The organism is Streptomyces sp. NPDC047981, from assembly GCF_040653315.1.
In the GTDB taxonomy this organism is placed as follows: Bacteria; Actinomycetota; Actinomycetes; order Streptomycetales; family Streptomycetaceae; genus Streptomyces.
In genome coordinates this window covers 40757-57079 of sequence record NZ_JBEZNQ010000052.1, presented here as the reverse complement: position 1 = coordinate 57079, position 16323 = coordinate 40757, and the positions used below count along the sequence as shown (strand labels likewise).

11 protein-coding genes are annotated in these 16323 nt (G+C 71.9%); 4 read left to right on the top strand and 7 right to left on the bottom strand.

Annotation, left to right across the window (positions count from 1 at the left end; all coding sequences use genetic code 11):
- Positions 1-113: 113 nt before the first annotated feature.
- From AB0E14_RS27065 to AB0E14_RS27050, 4 genes are all read right to left on the bottom strand, one after another.
- The gene (locus tag AB0E14_RS27065) at positions 114-1766 is read right to left on the bottom strand and encodes a glycoside hydrolase family 13 protein (protein ID WP_362423363.1); all 1653 of its coding nucleotides are present in this window, start codon (positions 1764-1766) and stop codon (positions 114-116) included.
- Between the two features lie 77 nt (positions 1767-1843).
- On the bottom strand, positions 1844-2671 hold the full coding sequence (locus tag AB0E14_RS27060) for a carbohydrate ABC transporter permease (RefSeq protein ID WP_362423371.1): 828 nt from the start codon (positions 2669-2671) through the stop codon (positions 1844-1846).
- A 20-nt stretch (positions 2672-2691) separates the two neighbouring features.
- The gene (locus AB0E14_RS27055) at positions 2692-3705 is read right to left on the bottom strand and encodes a sugar ABC transporter permease (protein ID WP_362423360.1); all 1014 of its coding nucleotides are present in this window, start codon (positions 3703-3705) and stop codon (positions 2692-2694) included.
- Between the two features lie 19 nt (positions 3706-3724).
- Positions 3725-5002 carry an extracellular solute-binding protein gene (locus AB0E14_RS27050; RefSeq protein WP_362423357.1) on the bottom strand — a complete coding sequence of 426 codons (1278 nt, stop codon included), beginning with the start codon at positions 5000-5002 and terminating at the stop codon, positions 3725-3727.
- Between the two features lie 345 nt (positions 5003-5347).
- Between AB0E14_RS27050 and AB0E14_RS27045 the strand changes: the two genes are divergently transcribed.
- The 3 genes from AB0E14_RS27045 to AB0E14_RS27035 all read left to right on the top strand — a co-directional run bounded on the left by AB0E14_RS27045 (position 5348) and on the right by AB0E14_RS27035 (position 9087).
- Positions 5348-7027, top strand: coding sequence for a glycoside hydrolase family 13 protein (locus tag AB0E14_RS27045; protein ID WP_362423355.1), 1680 nt, complete (start codon positions 5348-5350; stop codon positions 7025-7027).
- 25 nt (positions 7028-7052) lie between these two features.
- Complete coding sequence (locus AB0E14_RS27040) at positions 7053-8081, top strand: LacI family DNA-binding transcriptional regulator (RefSeq protein ID WP_362423352.1); 1029 nt, start codon at positions 7053-7055, stop codon at positions 8079-8081.
- Between the two features lie 103 nt (positions 8082-8184).
- Positions 8185-9087 carry a phosphatase PAP2 family protein gene (locus AB0E14_RS27035; protein WP_362423349.1) on the top strand — a complete coding sequence of 301 codons (903 nt, stop codon included), beginning with the start codon at positions 8185-8187 and terminating at the stop codon, positions 9085-9087.
- Positions 9088-9141: 54 nt separating this feature from the next.
- Here AB0E14_RS27035 and AB0E14_RS27030 read toward each other — a convergent pair whose 3' ends face one another.
- Together AB0E14_RS27030 and AB0E14_RS27025 are read right to left on the bottom strand one after the other, a co-directional pair.
- Positions 9142-10713 carry an amidohydrolase gene (locus AB0E14_RS27030; protein WP_362423346.1) on the bottom strand — a complete coding sequence of 524 codons (1572 nt, stop codon included), beginning with the start codon at positions 10711-10713 and terminating at the stop codon, positions 9142-9144.
- Positions 10623-12176, bottom strand: coding sequence for an APC family permease (locus tag AB0E14_RS27025; RefSeq protein ID WP_362423343.1), 1554 nt, complete (start codon positions 12174-12176; stop codon positions 10623-10625). Before AB0E14_RS27025 ends, AB0E14_RS27030 begins: the two co-directional genes overlap by 91 nt.
- A gap of 105 nt (positions 12177-12281) precedes the next feature.
- Between AB0E14_RS27025 and AB0E14_RS27020 the strand changes: the two genes are divergently transcribed.
- On the top strand, positions 12282-12896 hold the full coding sequence (locus AB0E14_RS27020) for a TetR/AcrR family transcriptional regulator C-terminal domain-containing protein (RefSeq protein WP_362423339.1): 615 nt from the start codon (positions 12282-12284) through the stop codon (positions 12894-12896).
- A 55-nt stretch (positions 12897-12951) separates the two neighbouring features.
- Here AB0E14_RS27020 and AB0E14_RS27015 read toward each other — a convergent pair whose 3' ends face one another.
- On the bottom strand, positions 12952-15942 hold the full coding sequence (locus AB0E14_RS27015) for a bifunctional [glutamine synthetase] adenylyltransferase/[glutamine synthetase]-adenylyl-L-tyrosine phosphorylase (RefSeq protein ID WP_362423336.1): 2991 nt from the start codon (positions 15940-15942) through the stop codon (positions 12952-12954).
- Between the last annotated feature and the right edge of the window lie 381 nt (positions 15943-16323).

Sequence of the window (16323 nt, the reverse complement as noted above, 5' to 3'; positions counted from 1 at the left end):
CCACCCCGCCCCTCTCCCTCTCTGGCCGCCCGGGGCCTCGCGCCCCCCCGCCGGGCCCGCCTGGCCCGCGCGCGGGGGGGCGCGGCCCCCCCCCCCCCGCGGCAGGGGGACGGTCACACCGCCCACCAGACGGTGGTGTCGGCGGGCAGCTCCGCGACGCCCTCCCCGTGGGAGACAGGCTCGTTGGAGAGGAGGAACCGGCCGGGCAGCGGGACGGAGATGGCCCGGCCGGTGGTGTTGGCGGTGCAGACGAAGCCGTCGCGGCGGAAGGAGAGCACACCCTCGGGTGCCTCCAGCCACTCGACGCCTTCGCCCGCACCGAGTTCGGGGCGCTCACGGCGGACCGCGAGCGCGCTGCGGTACAGCTCCAGGGTGGAGCCGGGGTCCCCAGCCTGCGCCTCGACGCTGAACCCGCCCCAGGTGGCGGGCTGCGGCAGCCAGCTGCCGCCGTCGCCGAAGCCGTACGAGGAGCCCTCGACGGTCCACGGGATGGGCACCCGGCAGCCGTCGCGGAAGCCGTCCTGGCCGCTGGCCCGGAAGAACGACGGGTCTTGGCGGACCTCGTCGGGCAGGTCGGTGACGTCCGGCAGGCCGAGTTCCTCGCCCTGGTAGACGTACGCCGAGCCGGGCAGCGCCAGCATCAGGAGCGTCGCCGCCCGGGCGCGGCGCAGGCCGAGCGCGCGGTCGCCGGGCTCGCGCAGCTGGGTGCCGAGGCCGGGCGGGTTGGCGAAGCGGGTGGCGTGCCGGGTGACGTCGTGGTTGGAGAGCACCCAGGTGGTGGGCGCGCCGACCGGGCGCATCGCCTCGAGGGAGGCGTCGATCACCCGGCGCAGCTCCGCCGCGTCCCAGTGGGTGCCCAGGTACTGGAAGTTGAAGGCCTGGTGCATCTCGTCGGGGCGGACGTAGTGCGCGGTGCGCTCGACGGTCGGGGTCCACGCCTCGGCCACGAGGACGCGCTCGCCGTCGTACTCGGAGAGGACCTGGCGCCAGGAGCGGTAGATCTCGTGGACGCCGTCCTGGTCGAAGAAGGGCATGACGTCGTTGCCGAGCAGCTTGAGCTGGTCGTGGGCGCCGATGTCCGGGAGCCCCTCGGCCTTGACCAGCCCGTGGGCGACGTCGACCCGGAAGCCGTCGACGCCCATGTCGAGCCAGAAGCGCAGGATCGAGCGGAACTCGTCGCGTACGGCGGGGTGTTCCCAGTTGAAGTCGGGCTGCTCGGGCGCGAAGAGGTGGAGGTACCACTCGCCGTCCTCGGTGCGCGTCCAGGCGGGCCCGCCGAAGATGGACTCCCAGTCGTTGGGCGGCAGTTCGCCGTTCTCGCCCTTGCCGGGGCGGAAGTGGTAGCGCTCGCGCAGCGGGGAGCCGGGGCCCTCGCGCAGCGCGCGCTGGAACCACTCGTGCTGGTCGGAGGAGTGGTTGGGCACCAGGTCGACGATGATCCGCAGACCCAGCTCGTGGGCCTCGCGGATGAGCGCGTCGGCGTCGAGCAGGTTGCCGAACATCGGGTCGATGGCCCGGTAGTCGGCGACGTCGTAGCCGGCGTCGGCCTGCGGGGAGGCGTAGAAGGGGCTGAGCCAGACGGCGTCGACGCCGAGGTCCTTCAGGTACGGCAGCCGGCTGCGGATGCCCTCCAGGTCGCCCATGCCGTCGCCGTTTCCGTCGGCGAAGCTGCGTGGGTAGACCTGGTAGATCACCGCGTCTCTCCACCAGCCCGTGTGCGTGCCGGTGGTCGGGGCGGCGGCGGGGGCAGCGAGATGCTGGGTCATGTCTTCCTTGATCGGTAAGGAGATGTGCGTACGAGTACGGGTACGGGTACGGGTAGGGGCGCCTCGGCCCGGCGCGGTCAGCCCTTCACGGCGCCGGCGGACATGCCGGTCACCAGGTGCCGCTGGACGAAGAGGAACACCAGGGCCGCGGGGAGGGCGATGAGGACGGAGGCCGCGGACATCGGCCCCCACTGGGCGCCGTACTGGTTGACGAACTTCTGCAGTCCGCCGGCCAGGGTGAGGTTCTCGTCGCCGACCATGAAGGCGGAGGCGTAGGCGACCTCGCCCCAGGCGGTGATGAAGGAATAGAACGCGGTCACCGCGATGCCGGGCTTGGCGAGCGGCAGGATCAGCCGCCAGAAGGTGCCGAACGGGGTGAGGCCGTCGACCTGTCCCGACTCGTCGATCTCGCGCGGGATGGTGTCGAAGAAGCCCTTCATCATCCAGGCGCAGAACGGCACGGCGATGGTGAGGTACGTGATGACCAGGCCGGCGGGCTCGTTGAGCAGCCCCATCGACGACATGATGTTGTAGATCGGCACGATCAGGACGGCGACCGGGAACATCTGGGTGATCAGCAGCGTCCACATCAGTCCGCGCTTGCCGGGGAAGCGGAAGCGGCTGACGGCGTAGCCGGTGGTGGAGGCGATGAACACGCCCATGACCGTGGTGAGACCCGCGACGAGCAGCGAGTTGCCGAACCAGGTGAGGAACGGGGTGTCGTTCAGCAGGTTCGTGTAGTTCTCGAACGTCGTCTCCTTGACGAAGTCCGTGGTGGTCGCGTACTTGGCCGGCTTGATCGAGGTCAGGAAGACCCAGAGCACCGGGAAGACGGCGACGACGGAGGCCACGATCAGGGTGGCGTGCAGCCCGACCGAGGCGAGCGGCGAACGGCGCCCGCGCATCGGGGCGTTGGAGGCGGTGGTCACCAGACTTCTCCCTGCTTGCGGAGGACACGCCGGTAGACCGCGGCGAAGACCATCAGGAGGACGAGGATCAGGACGCCCCAGGTGGACGACTGGGCGAAGTCGCGGGGGCTGATCTCGAAGGAGAACTTGTACGCCTGGGTGACCAGGATCTGGGTGGCCTCACCGGGTCCGCCCCGGGTGAGCAGGAAGATCACCGGGAACATGTTGAAGGTCCAGATGGTGCTCAGCAGGATCACGGTGGTGGAGACGGACCGCAGTCCGGGCATCGTGATGTGCCGGAAGCGCTGCCAGGCGTTCGCGCCGTCCATCTCGGCGGCCTCGTACAGCTCGCCGGGGATGGACTGCAGTCCGCCGAGGAGGGCGACCATCATGAACGGGACGCCGAGCCAGACGTTGACGGCGATCACCGAGAACTTGGCCCAGGTGGGGTCGTTCAGCCAGGGCAGCGCGTCGAGACCGCCGCCGGCGAGGATCTGGTTGAGCAGGCCGCGGCGCTCGTCGTAGAGGAAGCGCCAGGCGAAGACCGAGACGAAGCCGGGCACGGCCCACGGCAGGATGAGCAGCATCCGGTAGAAGGAGCGGCCCGCGATCTTCCGGTTGAGCATGTTGGCGAGGACCAGGCCGAGGCCGAAGGTGACCGAGACACAGGCCACGGTCCACACCAGCGTCCAGCCGAGGGTGCCGAGGAACTGGTCGCCGCTGAGCGCGTCGGCGTAGTTGTCCAGGCCGACGAACTCGTACGTCGCCGGGATCTCGTTGACGCCGATGGAGCGCGCGACGTTCCGCTCGTTGGCGTCGGTCAGCGACAGGTAGATGCCGCGCACCAGCGGGTAACCGATGATCACGCCGATCACGATCACCACCGGGGCGACCATCGCCCAGGCGTACCAGTGGGTGGAGAGGGAGCGCCTCAGCGGGCCCCGGGACGTGCCAGTACCGCGGCGCCGGCCGCGGGCGACGCTGTCGCCCGCGGCCTTCGCCACCGACTGGCTGCTGGTGTCCACAGCCATCAGCCGGCCTGCCTTCCTTCTACTTCCAGTCCTTCAGGAGCTTGCGGTAGGACTCGCCGATGGCCTTGGCCCCGGCGTCCGGGGTGGTCTGGCCGGTGAGGACCTTGGCGTACTCGACCTTGACCGGCTCGAAGAGGCTGCCGCCCTCGGGGATCCAGGGGCGCTCGACGGCCTTGTCGACGACCGGCTTGAAGAAGCCGATCATCTGGTTGCTCGCGACGTCCGGCTTGACGTAGACGGACTCGCGGGTGGGGAGCAGGCTGAGCTCCTTGGCGATCTTCGTCTGGGTCTCGACCGAGGTCATGTACTCGGTGAAGGCGTAGGAGGCGTCCAGGTTCTTGGAGCCCGCGTAGATCGCCAGGTTGTGGCCGCCCTGCGGGGCGCCCTGGGCGGCGGAGCCGGCCGGGACCGGGGCGATGCCCAGGTTCGCCTTGTCGGCGAACTCCTTGCCCGCGAAGGTGTCGGTGACGGCCCACGGGCCGTTGATGATCATCGCGACCTTGCCGTCCTTGAAGGCGGCCTGCATGTTGTCCCAGCCGTTGGTCGCGTCGGTGATCGCGGCCTTGGAGTCGACCAGGTCCTTGACGGTCGCGAGCGCCTTGACGCCGTTGGCGTTGTCGACGGTGACGGTCTTGGAGTCGGCGTCGACCAGGTCGCCGCCCTCGCCGTAGAGGAAGGAGAGGAACCAGTACGGGTCGTCGCCGCGCAGGTACATGCCGGTCTTGCCGGTCTTCTGCTTGATGGTGGCGGAGGCGGTCTTCAGCTCGGCGATGGTCTTGGGGACCTCGACGCCGGCGTCCTTGAGGATCTTCTTGTTGTAGAAGATGCCCATGGAGTCGATGACCTGCGGCACGGCGTAGGTCTTGCCGTCGAACTTGGTCGAGGCGGCGGCCTGCTTGAGGAAGTCGCCCTCGTCCTTCAGCGCCGGGGTGCCGTCGAGCGGCTGGAGGTAGCCGAGGCTGGCGAAGTCCGGGGTCCAGGCGACCTCGGAGCGGATGACGTCCGGGGCGCCGGAGCCCGACTGCGCGGCGTTCTTGAACTTGTTCTGCGCCTCGCCGAACGGCACGTTCACGTACTTGACGGTGACCTTCGGGTGCTTCTTGGTGAAGTCCTCGGCGATCTTCTTGAAGACCTTGTCCTCGGAGCCGACCGTGGAGGTGTCCCACCACGTGACGGTGCCGGAGAGCTCGCCGGAGCCCTTCGAGCCGCCGTTCGCCGAATCGTCGCCGCTTCCGCACGCCGCCAGGGTCACGCCCAGGGCCGCGACCAGCGCGGTGGCCGCTATGCCACGCCGCATGTGCACTCCTTCAACTGATCCCGGGGTGACGAGGGGCTGGAACCTGCCTCATGCGACCGCTCCCTCGCGGCGCGCCGGGTTGCCAGGAACGTAACAGGGATGAAAACGCGCCGAAAGAGCTTGCGAGAACTTTCTGCAAGGACCGGCGATCGTTACATCGGCGTGTCCTTAAGGTTGCCGACGAGTCGCTTGACACCAGGCCGGGCAGGTCCCCAGGCCCTCTTGCGGCCGCCGAAGAGCCCTGCAAGTCTTTGCATCATCTCTTGCAGGACCGTTTCACGGCCGCCCCGACCTCGTTGTCTGTACGTAGCCCCGCCCCCGGAACACGCGAGAGGGACACCGCACATGGCCCACGAGCTCACCTCACCGTCGATGTCGGACTCCGCAAGCTCTTGCGCAACCCCCGCCCGCTCCGGCTGGTGGCGGGACGCCGTGATCTACCAGGTGTACGTCCGCTCCTTCGCGGACAGCGACGGCGACGGGATCGGTGACCTGCGCGGCGTACGGGAGCGGCTGCCGCACATCGCGGGCCTGGGCGCGGACGCGGTCTGGCTGACCCCGTTCTACGCCTCGCCCCAGGCGGACGGCGGCTACGACGTGGCGGACTACCGCGCGGTGGACCCGGTCTTCGGGGACCTGGCGGACGCCGACGACCTGGTGCGCGCTGCGCACGGGCTCGGCCTGAAGGTCATCGTGGACATCGTCCCCAACCACACCTCCGACCGGCACCCCTGGTTCCTGCAGGCGCTCGCCGGGGTGGGCCGGGACCGGTACGTCTTCCGGCCCGGCCGGGGACCGGGCGGCGCCGAGCCCCCCAACGACTGGGAGTCGGTCTTCGGCGGCCCCGCCTGGACCCGGGTCGCGGACGGCTCCTGGTACCTCCACCTCTTCGCGCCCGAGCAGCCGGACCTGGACTGGCGCAACCCCGAGGTGCGCGCCGAGTTCGACTCCGTGCTCCGGTTCTGGCTCGACCTGGGGGTGGACGGCTTCCGGATCGACGTCGCCCACGGCATGGTCAAGGCCGAGGGCCTGCCCGACATCGGGCACGGGCAGCAGGCGAAGCTGATCGGCACCCAGCGGCTGCCCTTCTTCGACCAGGACGGGGTCCACGAGATCCACCGCGGCTGGCGCCGGCTCCTGGAGTCCTACGGCCCCGACCGGATCGGGGTCGCCGAGGCCTGGGCGCCGACGCCGGAGCGGCTCGCCCGGTACGTCCGCCCCGACGAACTGCACCAGGCCTTCAACTTCCAGTTCCTGAACTGCCCGTGGGACGCGGCGGCGCTGCGGTCGGTCGTCGACGAGTCGCTGCGCGCCACGGCCTCGGTGGGCGCCCCGACGACCTGGGTGCTCTCCAACCACGACGTCGTCCGGCACCCCACCCGGTACGGCAGCGCGGAGCGCGGCCGGGCGGCGGCGCTGCTGATGCTGGCGCTGCCCGGTTCCGCCTACGTCTACCAGGGCGAGGAGCTGGGCCTGCCCGAGGTGGTGGACCTGCCGGACGAGGTGCGCCAGGACCCGGCGTTCCTGCGCGGCGACGGGCAGGACGGGCTGCGCGACGGCTGCCGGGTGCCGCTGCCGTGGACGCCGGAGGGGCCGTCGTACGGCTTCGGGCCCGGCGGCTCCTGGCTCCCGCAGCCCGCGCAGTGGCCGGCGCTGAGCGTCGCCGCCCAGAGCGCCGACCCCGGTTCGGTCCTCACGCTGTACCGCCGGGCGCTGCGGCTGCGCCGGGAGCACCCCGCGCTCGGCGCGGGCGACGCGGTGGAGTGGCTGGACGGACTCCCCGAGGGGGTGCTCGCCTTCCGGCGCCGACCGGCGCGCGGGGACGGAGGTGAGGGCGGGGACATTCTGGTCACCCTGAACACCACGGCAGGGGAGTTGGCGCTGCCGCTCACCGGCTCCCCCCTGCTGAGCAGCGCCCCCGCCGCTCCCGTACTCCCCTCCCCCGCCGCGGAGTTCGGCGACGGCGCCGCGCATGCGCACAACGTCCGGGTTCCCGCCGACTCCTGCGTTTGGTGGGCAATCTGACGTGCGACCGGTACAGTCCAATCCCATGACCGCGCGGCTTGCCGACATCGCAGCCCAGGCGGGGGTCAGTGAAGCCACAGTCAGCCGCGTGCTCAACGGCAAGCCCGGCGTGGCCTCGGCCACCCGTGAATCCGTGCTTGCCGCACTCGACGTCCTCGGATACGAGCGGCCCGTACGGCTGCGCCAGCGCAGCGCCGGGCTCGTCGGGCTGATAACCCCCGAACTGGACAACCCGATCTTCCCCGCCCTCGCGCAGGTCATCGGGCAGGCCCTGACCCGGCAGGGCTACACGCCCGTGCTCGCCACGCAGACCCCCGGCGGATCCACCGAGGACGAGCTGACGGACATGCTCGTCGAGCGGGGCGTCTCCGGGATCATCTTCGTCTCCGGGCTGCACGCCGACACCACCGCCGACATGACGCGCTACGACCAGCTGCGCGGCAAGGGCGTCCCGTACGTTCTGATCAACGGCTTCTCGCCGAAGGTGCAGGCCCCCTTCGTCTCGCCCGACGACCGGGCCGCGATGCAGCTGGCGGTGACCCATCTCGCCGCGCTCGGGCACACCCGGATCGGGCTCGCGGTGGGACCGAAGCGGTTCGTGCCGGTGCTCCGCAAGATCGAGGGCTTCCAGCGCGGGATGCGGGAGCGGCTCGGGCTCTCCCCGGAGGAGTCCGAGCAGCTGATCCAGCACTCTCTGTACACACTGGAGGGCGGCCAGGCCGCGGCGGGCGCGCTGATCGCGGCCGGCTGCACGGCCGTCGTCTGCGCGAGCGACATGATGGCGCTCGGCGCGATCCGGGCGGCCCGGCAGCAGGGCCTCCAGGTGCCCGGGGACGTCTCCGTGGTCGGTTTCGACGACTCCCCGCTCATAGCGTTCACCGACCCGCCGCTCACCACCATCCGCCAGCCCGTGCAGGCGATGGGACAGGCGGCGGTCCGGGCACTGCTCGAAGAGGTCGGGGGCACCCCGGCGCCGCACAGCGAGTTCGTCTTCATGCCTGAGCTGGTCGTTCGCGGTTCAACCGCTTCCGCTCCGCTGCCGGGCCGACCCTGACGGTACGGGGTCCGCGCATCCGTCTCAGGGCGGAGCATGTGCGCCCCGAACCCGTCGGAGGGATGATCGGACGAAGGGAATGGATCTGGCAGACTCTCCTCCTATGGGTGAAGCGACCGTGAAGAGTTTGGAAGGCCGGACGGCGGCCAGCCCGTCACCCATGTCGGACGGTGGCGGTGTGCGGGCCAGGCTCCGCATGCCCCGACGACCCCGGATCTGGTTCGAGATCCTGCTCATCGGCGTCAGTTACTGGACGTATTCGCTCATCCGCAACGCGGTACCGGAGCAGAAGGCCCAGGCGCTGAAGAACGCCGACTGGATCTGGGACGTCGAGAAGAGCCTCGGGCTCGCCTTCGAGGAGACCGTCAACCACGCCGTGAACTCGGTGACATGGCTGATCGTGTCGATGAACTACTACTACGCCACGCTGCACTTCGTCGTGACGATCGGTGTGCTGGTGTGGCTGTACCGATGGCAGCCGGGCCGTTACGCGGCGTCCCGCACGGTCCTCTTCGCGACCACCGGTGTGGCCCTGGTCGGTTACTACCTGTATCCGCTCGCGCCGCCCCGGTTGATGAACGGCCAGGCCTTCATCGACACGGTCCTGGTCCACCACACCTGGGGTTCGATGGCCTCGGGCAACCTCAAGCACATGTCGAACCAGTACGCGGCGATGCCGTCGATGCACATCGGCTGGTCGCTCTGGTGCGGTCTGACCATCTTCGCCCTGGCCTCGGCGCCCTGGGCGCGCATCCTCGGGCTGCTCTACCCCGCCGCCACGCTGGTCGTGATCGTGGCCACCGCCAACCACTTCTGGCTGGACGCGGTGGGCGGCATGATCTGCCTCGCCTTCGGCTTCGCCGTCTCCTACTTCTGGTACGGCTCGCTCCCCAAGGGTCTCCCCAAGCTGGTGGAGACCCCGGCCCCGGTGGCCCGGGGCGGCCCCTCCTCGCGGCCCGCGAAGGCCGACGAGGAGGAGCAGGAGAAGGAGCGCGCGAGCCGCTAGGGCCTGTCCGGCCCTGATCCGCCGAGCAGGCCCCAGGGTTCCGTTTCCCGGGGGCTACCCCCGGTGCGTGACGCGGCCGCCCGCGACCGTGAGGCGGATCGGGGCCTGTTCCGTCTCGTCGGCGGGGGCCGTCACCGGGTCGACGGTGAACGCGGTCAGGTCGGCGCGCAGGCCCACGGCGATCCGGCCGCCGAGCCGCTCCTCCCCCGCCGCGACGGCCGCGTGCGTGGTCATGCCCTCCAGGGCCATCAGCCCCGTCAGACCGTGCCGGGCCGACGCGGCTCCGCGCGGGGCCTGGGCGGTGGCGAGGACCTGCCGGGCGTCGTGGTGGGCGATGGGCCAGTCCGAGCCGAGCGCCAGGTGGGCGCCCGCCTCCCGCAGGTCACGGCAGCGCCAGGCGCGGTCCGCGCGGACGTCGCCCAGCCGCTTGGACCACTCGTCGGTGTGGTCGGCGCGGGTGTACGCGGTGTGCGGTGGCTGCATCGAGGCGACGACCCCGAGGGCCGCGAACCGGCCGAGCTGGTCGTCGGGGACGGTCTCGATGTGCTCGATCCGGTGCCGGGGGCCCTGACCCCCGCCGAGTCCCTCCACCGTGTCCAGGACGTGCCGGACGGCCGCGTCGCCGATGGCGTGCGTGGCCGTGCCGACCCCCGCCCGGTGGAGACGGCGGACGGCGGCCGCGTAGGCGGCCGGGTCGGGCCAGAAGGCGTCGGTGCCCTGGCCGTGGCAGTCGGCGTGCTCCAGCCAGGCGGTTCCGCCCTCGACGGTGCCGTCCATGAAGAACTTCACGCCGCCGACCCGCCACAGCCGGCCGGCCCGCTCCTGGAGCCGTACCAGCTCGTCCAGCTCCTCCGCGGTCGCGCCGGGCATGCACCAGGGTGCGAGCCTGAGCCGGAGCGGCAGGTCGCCGTCGGCCTCCAGAGCGGTGAGCAGCCCCGGTACGTCATGGCCGCCCAGGTCCATGACGTGCGCGCCGGTCAGTCCGGTGGCGGCCATGGAGGTCAGCAGCTCGACGAGCCGGTCGCGCCGCTCGGCGAAGGGCCGGGTCGGCAGGAACGGGGTCACGAGGTCCATGGCCGCGTGCTCGATGAGATGGCCGGTGGGCCGTCCCTGCTCGTCGCAGACGATCTCGGAGCGCTGGGCGAAGGCGCGGGGGCCTTCGATGCCCGCAGCCTTCAGGGCCGCCTCGCTCGCGAGGGCGGAGTGTCCGTCGTAGAGGCGCAGGAAGGCGGGGGCGCCGCCGAGGACGTCCTCGATCAGCTCGCGGTGGATCGGCCGGCCGCCGAAGGTGTTGTGGTCGAGGCCGAAGCCGACCACCCAGCCGTCCTGGCGCTCGGCACCGGCCAGGACCGAGCGGAGCCGGTCGAGGTCGGTCACACCGGAGAGGTCGGTGCCGGTGAACATCTCCAGGCCCCAGACGGGGTGGCTGTGCGCGTCGGTGAGGCCGGGCGTGAGGGTGGCGCCGCCGAGGTCGACGGTCTCGGTGCCGCGTCCGCGCCAGTCGCGGGCGTCCGTGGCGTCCCCGACGGCGGTGATCAGTCCGTCGCGGACGGCGACAGCGGTGTGCGCGGAGAGCTCGGGGGTACGGACGCGGGCGTTGACGAGGACGAGGTCGGGGGCGGGCACGACAGTTCTCCTTCGGCTGGTGCTGCGGGCTCTGCGGGCTCGGCGGCGAAGTTCGCGTAGACCTCGGGGCGGGTGCGGCGGAGCCGGTGTGCGAGGAGGAGCCCGAGGACGAAGACGGCGGGGACGAGCGAGATCAGGACGGTGTTGACGGTGGTGGAGGCGCCGGTGAAGAGGTCGACATGGGTGACGACGAGACCGATGGCCCCACCGAGCAGGACGAAGGCGGCGACGGGCGCGACCACCGTGCGCAGCCTGCCCTCGTCGTGGCTGATCCGGCGGAAGAAGAGGGGTACGGCGAGCGCCGCGAGGAGCTGGAGGACCATCAGGCCGATCATGCCGGGGGTGTTCACCCAGAGCAGGAGCTGCTGGTACGGGTCGGCTCCGGCGGCCGCGAAGCCGAGGACGACGGCCGCGCCGAGAACGGTCTGGACGATGCCGGAGACGTACGGGGAGCGGTGACGGGGGTGGACGCGGGCGAAGGCGGCGGGCAGGACGCCCTCCTCGGCGAGCGCGAGTCCGTAGCGGTTGATCGCGTTGTGGAAGGCGAGGAGCGAGGCGAGGACGCTGGTGACGATCAGGATGTGCATCAGGTCGGCGGCCCAGGAGCCCACGTAGGTGGTGATGGCGGCGAAGAAGAGGCCGCCGGGGTCGTCGGCGGCGGCCTGGACGACCTTGTCCTGGCCGAAGGCCTGGATGACGGTCCAGACGACGAAGGCGTAGAAGAGGCCGAGGAAGCCGACGGCGATGTAGGTGGCGCGCGGGATGGTGCGCTCGGGGTCGCGGGCCTCGCGGCGGTAGATGACGGTCGACTCGAAGCCGGTGAAGGCGGCGAAGGCGAAGGCGAGGACGGCGGCGGTGCCGGGGACGAGCACGTTGCCGGGGGCGAAGGAACTCAGGGAGAGCCCGTCGGCGCCGCCGTCCAGCAGGACGCCGCCCGCGAGGAGCACGAGGATGCCGGTCTCGGCGACGAGCAGGACGCCGAGGAGCTTGGCGCCGAAGTCGATGGAGCGGAAGCCGCCGTACCAGATGAGCAGCAGCCCGGCGAGGGAGACGGGGAGCCAGGGGACGTCGATGCCCCAGAGGGCGCCGGCGGTGTCGGCGGTGGCGGTGCCGAGCAGTCCGTAGACGCCGATCTCCATGCCGTTGTAGCCGAGCATCGCGAGCAGGGCGGCGGCGATGCCGACGGGCTTGCCGAGGCCGCGGGCGATGTACGCGTAGAAGGCGCCGCCGTTGCGGACGTGCCGGCTCATGGCGGTGAAGCCGATGGCGAAGACCGAGAGGGTGATGCCGGCGAGGAGGTAACCGGCGGGGGCGCCGATGCCGCCGAGGACGACGGCGATGGGGGCGACGCCCGCCATGACCGTGAGCGGGGCGGCCGCGGAGACGACGAAGAAGGAGATGTCGGCGGTGGAGAGCGTGCCGGTTCTCAGCCCCTTGGGAGCGGTGGTGGTCTGTGAGGACATGGAGCGGGAAGCCCTTCCGAGGCAGGAAACCTAAAGGCTTTCGGTTCGCGCAATGTAACCTCGCGTTCAACGATTCGGGAAGACCTGACCAGGGGGAAATCATTCATGGGCCGGCCGCGCACACCGCTCCTCGACCGCGAGCGGATCACCACGGTGGCGCTCGAACTCGTCGATGAGCGGGGGGAGTTCAGCGTCCCCCAGATCGCCAAGCGGCTCGGGGTGCAGACGGCCTCGGTGTATCACCACGTGGACGGCAGGGACGGGATCGTGGAGCTGTTGCGCGAGCGGGTCTGCGCGGAGATCGACGGCTCCACCCTCGACCTGGAGCCCTGGGACGCGGCGATGGCCGCCTGGGCGCGCTCCTACCGCGCCGCCTTCGCCGCCCACCCCCGGGCCGTCCCGATGCTGATGACCTCACCGGTGCGGGCTCCGAGGGTGCTCGCCCAGTACGAGTCGGCGGTGACCCTGCTGCTCGGTGTCGGCTTCGACAACGCCGACGTCATGACGGTGATCGTCGCGCTGGAGAACCTGGTGCTCGGCTCGGCGCTCGACCTCGCGGCCCCGGACGCCATGTGGGAGCTCCCGGACGAGGTCACCACCCCGCGGCTGGCCGAGGCCCTGGCGGCACTGGGACCGACCCGCGCCGACGCCGCGTTCGACCTGGCCCTGGAGGCGTTCCTGGCGCACTGCCGGGCGCTCCTGGAGCGCGCCGACGGCTGAGCCCCCGGGCCGCTCCCGGAGCGCGTCGACGGACGACCCCGCTCACGCCCGGGCGCTACGCCCCGTAGAACCGCTCTTCCACGACCGCCCGGGCCCGGCGGGTGATCCGCCGGTAGTCGTCGACCATCTCCCCGACGTGACCCGGGCCGTACCCCAAGTACCGCCCCACCGCCGCCAGTTCGCGCCCGTCGGAGGGGAAGGTGTCCCCCGGCCTGCCGCGTACCAGCATCACCGCGTTGCGGACCCGGGTCGCGAGCACCCAGGCCTCGTCCAGGGTCTGCGCCTCGTCCGTCGGGATGAGCCCGGCGGAGTGGGCGGCGGCCAGGGCCTCGCGGGTCCGGGTCGTGCGCAGCCCCGGCTCCGCCCAGCCGTGCCGCATCTGGAGCAGCTGGACGGTCCACTCGACGTCGCTCAGACCGCCGCGCCCGAGCTTGGTGTGGAGCGTCGGGTCGGCGCCGCGCGGCAGCCGCTCCGACTCCATCCGGGCCTTGAGCCGCCGGATCTCCCGGACCGCCTCCTCGCCGAGGCCCTCGGCCGGGTAGCGCAGCGGGTCGATCAGCTCGACGAACCGCTCCGCGAGGTCCGCGTCGCCCGCCATCGGCGCGGCCCGCAGCAGGGCCTGGCTCTCCCAGACCAGGGACCAGCGGCGGTAGTAGGCCTCGTACGACTTCAGCGTGCGGACCATGGGGCCGCTCTTGCCCTCCGGGCGCAGGTCCGCGTCGATCAGCAGCGGCGGGTCGGCGGTGGGGACCTGGAGGAGCCGGCGGATCTCGGAGACGACCTGGTTCGCCGCCCGGGCCGCCTCCTGCTCGTCGACCCCCTCGCACGGCTCGTGCACGAACAGGACGTCGGCGTCGGAGCCGTAACCGAGCTCGTGGCCGCCGAAGCGGCCCATCCCGATGACCGCGAACCGGGTCGGCAGGGTGTCGCCCCAGCCCTCCCGCACGGCGGCGCGCAGCGCGCCCGCGACGGTCGCCGCGTTCAGGTCGGTGAGCGCCAGGCCGACCCGGTCGACCAGCGCGCCCGGATCGAGTTCGCGCGGGCTGTCCTCCGTACCGTACGAGCCGATGAGATCGGCCGCGGAGGTACGGAACAGCTCCCGGCGCCGCACCCCGCGGGCCGCGGTGACCGCCTGCTCGGCGCCGTCGGCCCGGCCGACCGCCGCGAGGACCTCCTGCTCCAGATGGTCCCGGCCGCGCGGCTTCAGGCCCTCCGGGTCACCGAGGATCGCGACCGCCTCCGGGGCGCGCAGCAGCAGGTCGGGGGCGAGCCGCCCGGCCGAGAGCACCCGGGCGAGGTTCTCCGCCGCCGCGCCCTCGTCCCGCAGCAGCCGCAGGTACCAGGGCGTCTTGCCGAGCGCGTCGGAGACCCGGCGGAAGCCGAGCAGCCCGGCGTCCGGGTCGGCCGAGTCGGCGAACCAGCCGAGCAGCACCGGCAGCAGCGTGCGCTGGATCGCGGCCTTGCGGGTGACGCCGGAGGCGAGCGCCTCCAGGTGGCGCAGGGCGGCGACGGGATCGGCGTAGCCGAGCGCTTCGAGCCGCTCCCCGGCGGCCTTCGGGCTGAGCCGGGTCTCGCCGGGGGTGAGCTGGGCGACCGCGTCGAGCAGCGGCCGGTAGAAGAGCTTCTCGTGCAGCCGGCGGACCACCGCGGCGTGCCGCTTCCACTCCTTGTTCAGCTCGGCGACCGGGTCGGTGCGCAGGCCGAGGGAGCGGCCGAGGCGGCGCAGATCGGCCTCGTCCTCGGGGACCAGATGGGTGCGGCGGAGCCGGTAGAGCTGGATGCGGTGCTCCATGGCCCGCAGGAAGCGGTACGCCTCGTCCAGCTGGGCGGCGTCGGCGCGGCCGACGTAGCCGCCGGCGGCGAGCGCCTTCAGGGCGTCGAGGGTCTTGCCGCTGTGCAGCGTGGCGTCGCCGCGGCCGTGCACCAGCTGGAGGAGCTGGACGGCGAACTCGACGTCCCGCAGGCCGCCGGGGCCGAGCTTGAGCTCGCGCTCGACCTGGGCGGCCGGGATGTTGTCGACGACCCGGCGGCGCATCTTCTGCACGTCGGCGACGAAGTTCTCGCGCTCGGCGGCCTGCCAGACCAGCGGGGAGACGGCGTCGATGTACTCGGCGCCCAGCTCCGGGTCGCCCGCCACCGCCCGGGCCTTGAGGAGTGCCTGGAACTCCCAGGTCTTGGCCCAGCGCTGGTAGTAGGCGAGGTGGGAGGAGAGGGTACGGACCAGGGGGCCGTTGCGGCCCTCGGGGCGGAGGTTGGCGTCGACGGGCCAGATGGTGCCCTCGACGGTCGTCTCCGAGCAGATCCGCATGAGGTGGGAGGCGAGCCGGGTCGCGGCCTGCATCGCCTTCCCCTCGTCCGCGCCCTCGACCGCCTCGGCCACGAAGATCACGTCGACGTCGGAGACGTAGTTCAGCTCGTGGCCGCCGCACTTGCCCATGGCGATCACGGCGAGCCGGCAGTGCGCCGCGTCGGCGGGGGCGGCGGTACGGGCGATGGCGAGGGCGGCGCGCAGCGTCGCGGTGGCGAGGTCGGCGAGCTCGGCGGCGGTCTGGGCGACGTCGGCGGTGCCGCAGACGTCCCGGGCGGCGATGGCGAGGAGGCAGCGGCGGTAGGCGACCCGCAGGGAGACGGGGTCGGTGGCCTCGGCGAGGCCCTGCTCGAACTCGGCGACCCCGGGGTTCAGGTCGGCGGCCTCGTACGTGACGAGGGCCTGCCAGTCCTTGGGGTGCCGGGCGAGGTGGTCGGCGAGCGCCTCGGAGGCGCCGAGGACGCCGAGGAGCCGGTCCCGGAACGGCTTGGCGGAGAGCAGCGTGGCGGTGAGCGTCTGGCGCTCCTCGTCGGGCTGGGCCTCGACGAGCCGGACCAGGCTGCGCAGGGCGAGGTCGGGGTCGGCGGTCGCGCCGAGCGCGTCGAGCAGGACGGGGTCGTCGCGCAGGGCGGCCAGTTCGGGGAGGTCCAGGAGTCGCTCGGCGCCGGAGGGGTCGGTGAAGCCGTGCCGCAGCAGGCGGCTGAAGGTACTGCTCCTGCGCCCCGGCACCGCCGCCATCCCGCCGCTCCCTCCACCGCCTTCGGGCTCCTTCGAGCTCCGCGATCGAGCCTATCCGCAGGGCGGGGCCGGGTCGCCCCGGGGCGCGGCGATCAACGGACGGGCGGCTCGCGCTCCGCGATCCACCCAAGTCGGACCTTTGTTTCGTAAGAGATCACACGTGATACCTCGCACATTCCTCACTATTTGCCGCCGATAAACCGTATTGCTTGTAAGTCCGTCTCCAGACACAAGTACTGTTCGTCGCACCGCACATCGCACCGTCACAGCTTCACCACAGCTCCACCACAGACCACTCGACCGCGCGACCGCCCGTCGCGTCGCCACTCGTCGCCCTGCCGCACGTCGCCCCGCCACTCGTCGCCCCGTCACCGGGGTCAC